This window comes from Lactococcus sp. DD01, assembly GCF_001578715.1.
In the GTDB taxonomy this organism is placed as follows: domain Bacteria; phylum Bacillota; class Bacilli; order Lactobacillales; family Streptococcaceae; genus Lactococcus; species Lactococcus petauri.
The window spans coordinates 555,603-561,010 of record NZ_KQ968939.1; the positions used below are offsets into that span (position 1 = coordinate 555,603).

Sequence of the window (5,408 nt, forward strand, 5' to 3'; positions counted from 1 at the left end):
AGCTTCATATAAATTTCAGATTTGAAAGCTTTAAAATCTGTCGCTCGTTGTTGCTTCCACATCGCTTCTAGCAAATCCTCACCAAACTCAAAGTTGTAGTGAATACCAGAAACCATTTGCTTTCTTTTGCCATATTTTTCTGCTAAACCTTCACGGTAAAGGACATCTTCTTTTTTTTCTAGATTGGCAAGACGGATATTTGATTCATTTTCCGGCAAAGCGGGTGGCATGGATTGGGCCCAGAGGAGCTCGTCTTGTTCAAGAGAGCGAATCTTCACGTCATGAAGAGCCTCCATAAATTGTAGCGCTTGCTTTGGCTCTTCAAAAACTGGAGTAATGGCTTCCATTTGTGTTTCTGAAAAGTCAGTTTGAAGATAAGGATGAAAGCTCCGCGAACCAAGTGCTACCGGATGGTTTAAGTGGCTTATGTTTCCTGATGAATCCACACGGTGACCTTCTCTTTCTAAGCCAAACCGCGCTTGAAAAAGATAAGGTTTTACTTGTGAGCTTGAGAGTATTTTAGGATAAGCAATCGTCATTTTTATTTCCAGATTTCTATTTTTTCTCGAATTGAATTTTTTGAAACTTTTACTGCTATTATATCATGTTAGTACTTACCCTCCACCAAAATAAAAATGGAATATCAGCTTAACTTGCTTTTTCCTTTTCTAGATGGATGTTAGCTTCGATTGCAATATTACCTTGCACAGCTCTCGAAATCATGCAAGAAGTTTCGGCATATTGAGCAAGACGATAAGTCTTGTCGTAATCTGTTTTTTCATCAATTTTCAAATAAAGGTCATGGACAATTTTTTCATAAGTAAAAACTCCTTTTTCAACACTAACTGTTGCTTCAGATTCAACTTTAAAATCAAGTACTGCAATCTCATTGCGTTCAAGTAAAGCTGCTAGTGTAATCGTATAGCAAGTACTTGCAGCGCCCAAGAGCATTTCGTCTGGATTCGTCCCCACACCTGGACCATCCATCACAGATGGAATCGAAATTTTCTCTTGCAAAGCGCCTGTTTCTAGCTTTCCAACAGCATTACGTCCACCGGGCCAATTAATTTGCGATGTAAAGATATGTTTTGCCATTTTTATCTCCTCTATCCTATTCTTTTGTTCTTTTTGATCATACCAAAAATTTCCAAACATAAAAAGCTTCTGAATTTTTAAAATTTGCTAAAATAAAAATATACAGAAAGGAAGGGTTTGCAAAAACCCATTATACATAAATGAATAAAAAATTAGTTTTAGGTCTAGCCTTATTTTCTCTCACTTCTTTTGGGGTTTTGACCGCTTGCAGCAAAAAAGAAAGCGTTAAGCCTGAGCCAAAGGAAATTATCGTGGCCACAAATGCCAACTCAAAACCTAATACTTATATGGAAGACAATAAGTTAACAGGTTATGATGTGGAACTTGCACGCGCTGTTTTCAAAGAACTTCCTGAATACAAATTAAAATTCCAAGTGATTGATTTTAATTCCGTGCTTTCTGGAATTGATAATGGACGTTTTCAAATGGCTGCAAATGCTCTTTCTTGGACACCTGAACGTGCAGAAAAATACAATTACTCACTGCCTCTATCCAAGTCAGCAACATCGGTAGCAGTTAAACCTGATTTACAAGTCAAATCTTTGAATGACTTAGCCGGTAAAACCACCGAAGTCTTATCTGGTGTTCAAGTCGCAACAATGCTGGAAAACTGGAACAAGGAAAATCCTGACAAAGCAATGAATTTAAAATATATGGACGCCAGCTATCCATTAGCTTCTTATGTTGCTGATGTTGACTCAGGAAAAAGTGACTTTGTGATTTACGATCAAATTTCCCTCACACAAATCATTCAACAACATGCTTATAATTTAAAAGTCGAACCAATTGATTTAGGCGAGACAGATAAACATACAGGATTTAGCTATTTCATTTTTGGTAAGGAAAAAGAAGACAAAGACCTACAACAGAAAGTCGATAAAGCCTTGGTAAAACTTCAAGAAAATGGAACGATGAAAAAACTTTCTGAAAAATACCTCGGTGGCGATTTTACTCCTAGAGAGGAAGATATGAAAGATGAGAAAGATTAAAGACGCTACATATTGGGCAGAAAAAATCCGTGCTGGTCAAATCAGTGCTACTGAATTACTCCAAAACACTCAAAAAAAACTGGAAAAAATCAATCCGCAATACAATGCCGTCGTTGCCTATGACTTGCATCAGGCTCAAGCTGATTTATCAAAAACAGAAAACGGCTATTTCGCAGGTCTTCCCTTTCCACTAAAGATGCTGGGGCAAGATCATGCAGGGCTTCCGTCAACTTCGAGTTCAAAACTTTTTGAAGACAGTATGGCCCATTCAGACGATAACTTTGTCAAAGCTGCTCTTAAAGCTGGCTTAACGCCTTTCGGACAGACAAACTCTCCTGAATTTGGTTTTAAAAATATTACAGACTCAGCTCTTTATGGCGACACACGTAATGTTTGGAATACAGCTTATTACTCTGGTGGCTCTTCAGGTGGTGCTGCTTCCGCTGTAGCTTCTGGGACTTTCCCCATGGCTGGCGCATCTGATGGTGGTGGCTCCATACGTATTCCTGCTTCTTTTTCAGGTCTTATTGGTTTGAAAATGACACGAGGTCTTATGCCACAGGGCCCAGGAAACTACCGAGGTTGGCAAGGTGCAGCAACTACTGGAGCTTTAACTGTTTCTGTACGTGATACAGCAAGTTTTGTGGCCGAAATGCAACTTAAACAAGAAGCTGATCCTTATCAAACAGAGTTATTAGATAAGAAGGCACTGCATCATCTCACAGAACCAAACAAAGCTTTAAACATTGCTTATTCCTTTGAATCACCGGTATCGGGAATAATGCTTTCGGAGACTTCTAAGGCCGCCCTTCAAAAAGCCGTCGACTTTCTAAAAGCTCAAGGTCATCAACTAACTGAGGTTTCTTTTCCTTTCGATGCTCGCCCTTTGATTCAAACATATTATCAAATGAATGCTGCTGAAACATATGCTATGCTTAAACCTTGGGAAATTGCTAATGACCGCAAGATAATTAACAGTGATGTAGAGCCACTAACTTATGCCTTGTTAGAAGCTGGTCGTAATGCGGATGCTGCTTCTTATGTTCAAGCTTTAAATAAGTGGGATAGCGCATGTGCCACATTGGATGAAGAAATTTTCAAAAATTTTGACCTCTTCTTAACGCCGACAACAGCCAAAACAGCCCCCAAAGTGGACGAAGAACTCATCCATCCTAACATTACGGAAAAAATGAAACACATGGAGTTATACGACTTTTCTGAACAAATCTCAACCATAGAACAAGCATTCGAAAACTCCTTAGCTTTCACGCCTTACAACTTTATCAGTAATCTCACAGGACAACCTGCCTTGTCACTTCCAATTTACTTGGAGGAAGAAACACATTTACCACAAGGTGTTCAACTTTGGGGCCAGAAAAACTCGGAAGTATTGATGCTAAGTCTCGCTTTACAATTTGAAAATAATGACCAGTTCATCTTACCTGAGTTTTATAACAATTGAGTAAAAATCAAAAAAGAACCAAAATATGGTTCTTTTTAGTTCCAAGTCATCAAAAACTCTTTTTCATTATTATCTTCATCTAAGCCTTCAGCCACTATTTTAAAGCCTTCCCTTTGGTAGAAACGAAGAGCACCTTCATTTTTCTGGTAAACTTTTAAAGAGAGCGTTTGACTTGAAGCTTTAATATGCTGTAAAAGTGATTTGCCAATACCTTTAGACTGCTTGCTATTACTCACAAAAATGCCTGCAATATATTGGTCAATCAAACCGACAAAAGCAATGATTTTTTGGTTTTCTTCGTAAACATATATTTCAGCATCTTTCATGGCTTCTTCAACAGCTGCAGCTTGCTTCAGCCAGTACTCACGCTTGATGAACCGATGATTAGCAATATTAACTCTCAGCCAAAGCTCTACAACTTTTTGCAGGTCTTCAGCCTTCATTTTTCTGATCATGCTTCTTCTCCTCTCACTTCATCTTAACACAATTTATGTTTCTTTCAACAAAATAAAAGTGACCAAACACTGTGTTGAGCCACTTTTTTTGACAATAGATTGTTTAATTTTTATTGACATAATTTTCAATCTGCTTATCTGGAATTACCCACGGAATCATACTCAAGATTGTTGCCACTAATGAAATCTGAGCTACAGGCAGTAAAACGGTCAGTAAAATTCCGACCATTAAAATGAGGATGGAGAAACCGCCTTTCCAAACCCAATGCATGTCCTTTAGTTTATAATTTCTCGATTTAAAAATTTCGTAGCTTAAGATATTGAAAATAATATCAATAAATAAGTTATTTACAGCATAAACAATCTCAGGCGTTTTTGAACCTGAAAATTCAGACAGCCAGTTTGTGGTAAAGGGAATGAAACTCATAAAAAATAAGAGCACGACATTCCACCACAGAATTCTTCCTGAAACACGTTCAGCCAGATGGAAAAGGTGATGATGGTTATTCCAATAGATGGCCAACAAGTAAAAACTTGCAAGATAGGTTAAGAAAATAAATCCCATATCAAATAAGTCTGTCCAATTTGGACCTTTAGGAATGCGCAGGTTTAAAACCATAACAGTAATTAAGATGGCGACAATTCCATCTGTAAATGCAGATAAACGTCCACTTGTCATTTTGTTTCTCCATGTATTATTATCGCCAAGCAGGCGGGGATTTATTATTTGCTCAATTCAAAATAAAGCGCAGCAATATTTCCTTCAAATTCGCGGTTTTGACCATCAATTTCGAGTTCTAATACTTTAGCTGAATCTTCTAAAGCAGGAATTTCACGATTTTGGAGGAGAACAAATTCTTCTACGTTAGCGAATTCTTTACTTTCTTGACGGCCGTTAAGATGTTGTACTTTAATTTTCATGATTTTCTTCTTTCTTTTTTTAAAATGAACACCTTGCTTTTGATAATAGCGCAAGAGTTCTTGACGTTTTGCTTCATAACGTGGCAGTAAAGCTAAATCGCTTCCCAAATCTTGAACTGATTCATCCAGAGTAAAGCCTGGAGTTAGGGTCGCAAACTCAACCCTTACACCGCCTGGCTCTTTAAGATATACCGATCGAAAATAACCACGATCCGCATATAATTCTCTCTCATAACCTAAGCTTAGCGCTTTTTCCCATATATTATCGAGCGCTTTACTGTTAGGAACTGCAAAAGCGATATGGTCAATTGACCCTCTCCCCCAGACTCGTTTGCCTTCTTTAGATGTTGCGGGAAGAAGCGTAATACCTCCCTCACTCCCAAGTATCTCTTGGAAAAAGATCCTTGTCTGCTCAAGATTTGAGCTGTAAAGACGACTGCCCCAGAGTCCTGTGATTTGGAAAGCTGCAGGTACATCTGACAGCAC

At 38.2% G+C, this 5,408-nt stretch carries 6 protein-coding genes and 2 pseudogenes; 2 read left to right on the forward strand and 6 right to left on the reverse strand.

The features are described from left to right. Positions 1-539 (reverse strand): annotated as a pseudogene (locus LACDD01_RS02725) (bifunctional glutamate--cysteine ligase/glutathione synthetase); the annotation flags it as partial. A gap of 109 nt (positions 540-648) precedes the next feature. Further along, positions 649-1,095 carry an SACOL1771 family peroxiredoxin gene (locus LACDD01_RS02730; RefSeq protein WP_061413130.1) on the reverse strand — a complete coding sequence of 149 codons (447 nt, stop codon included), beginning with the start codon at positions 1,093-1,095 and terminating at the stop codon, positions 649-651. Between the two features lie 140 nt (positions 1,096-1,235). Between LACDD01_RS02730 and LACDD01_RS02735 the strand changes: the two genes are divergently transcribed. Further along, entirely contained in the window at positions 1,236-2,084 is an 849-nt protein-coding gene (locus LACDD01_RS02735; RefSeq protein ID WP_019292322.1) for a transporter substrate-binding domain-containing protein, read from the forward strand. Then, positions 2,071-3,546 (forward strand): amidase family protein, encoded by a 1,476-nt coding sequence (locus tag LACDD01_RS02740; protein WP_061413131.1) that lies wholly within the window; start codon positions 2,071-2,073, stop codon positions 3,544-3,546. The genes LACDD01_RS02735 and LACDD01_RS02740 overlap by 14 nt, the downstream gene beginning before the upstream one ends. 35 nt (positions 3,547-3,581) lie before the next feature. Here LACDD01_RS02740 and LACDD01_RS02745 read toward each other — a convergent pair whose 3' ends face one another. The 4 genes and pseudogenes from LACDD01_RS02745 to LACDD01_RS12240 all read right to left on the reverse strand — a co-directional run. Next, positions 3,582-4,001, reverse strand: a complete 420-nt coding sequence (locus LACDD01_RS02745; RefSeq protein ID WP_019292323.1) for an N-acetyltransferase — start codon at positions 3,999-4,001, stop codon at positions 3,582-3,584. Between the two features lie 103 nt (positions 4,002-4,104). After that, a complete protein-coding gene (locus tag LACDD01_RS02750) occupies positions 4,105-4,680 on the reverse strand; it encodes a TMEM175 family protein (RefSeq protein WP_019293474.1) in 576 nt (191 codons plus the stop codon). Positions 4,681-4,724: 44 nt separating this feature from the next. Then, entirely contained in the window at positions 4,725-4,922 is a 198-nt protein-coding gene (locus tag LACDD01_RS12620; RefSeq protein WP_019292325.1) for a hypothetical protein, read from the reverse strand. Then, positions 4,912-5,408 (reverse strand): annotated as a pseudogene (locus tag LACDD01_RS12240) (ring-cleaving dioxygenase); the annotation flags it as partial. The gene LACDD01_RS12620 and the pseudogene LACDD01_RS12240, both read right to left, overlap by 11 nt.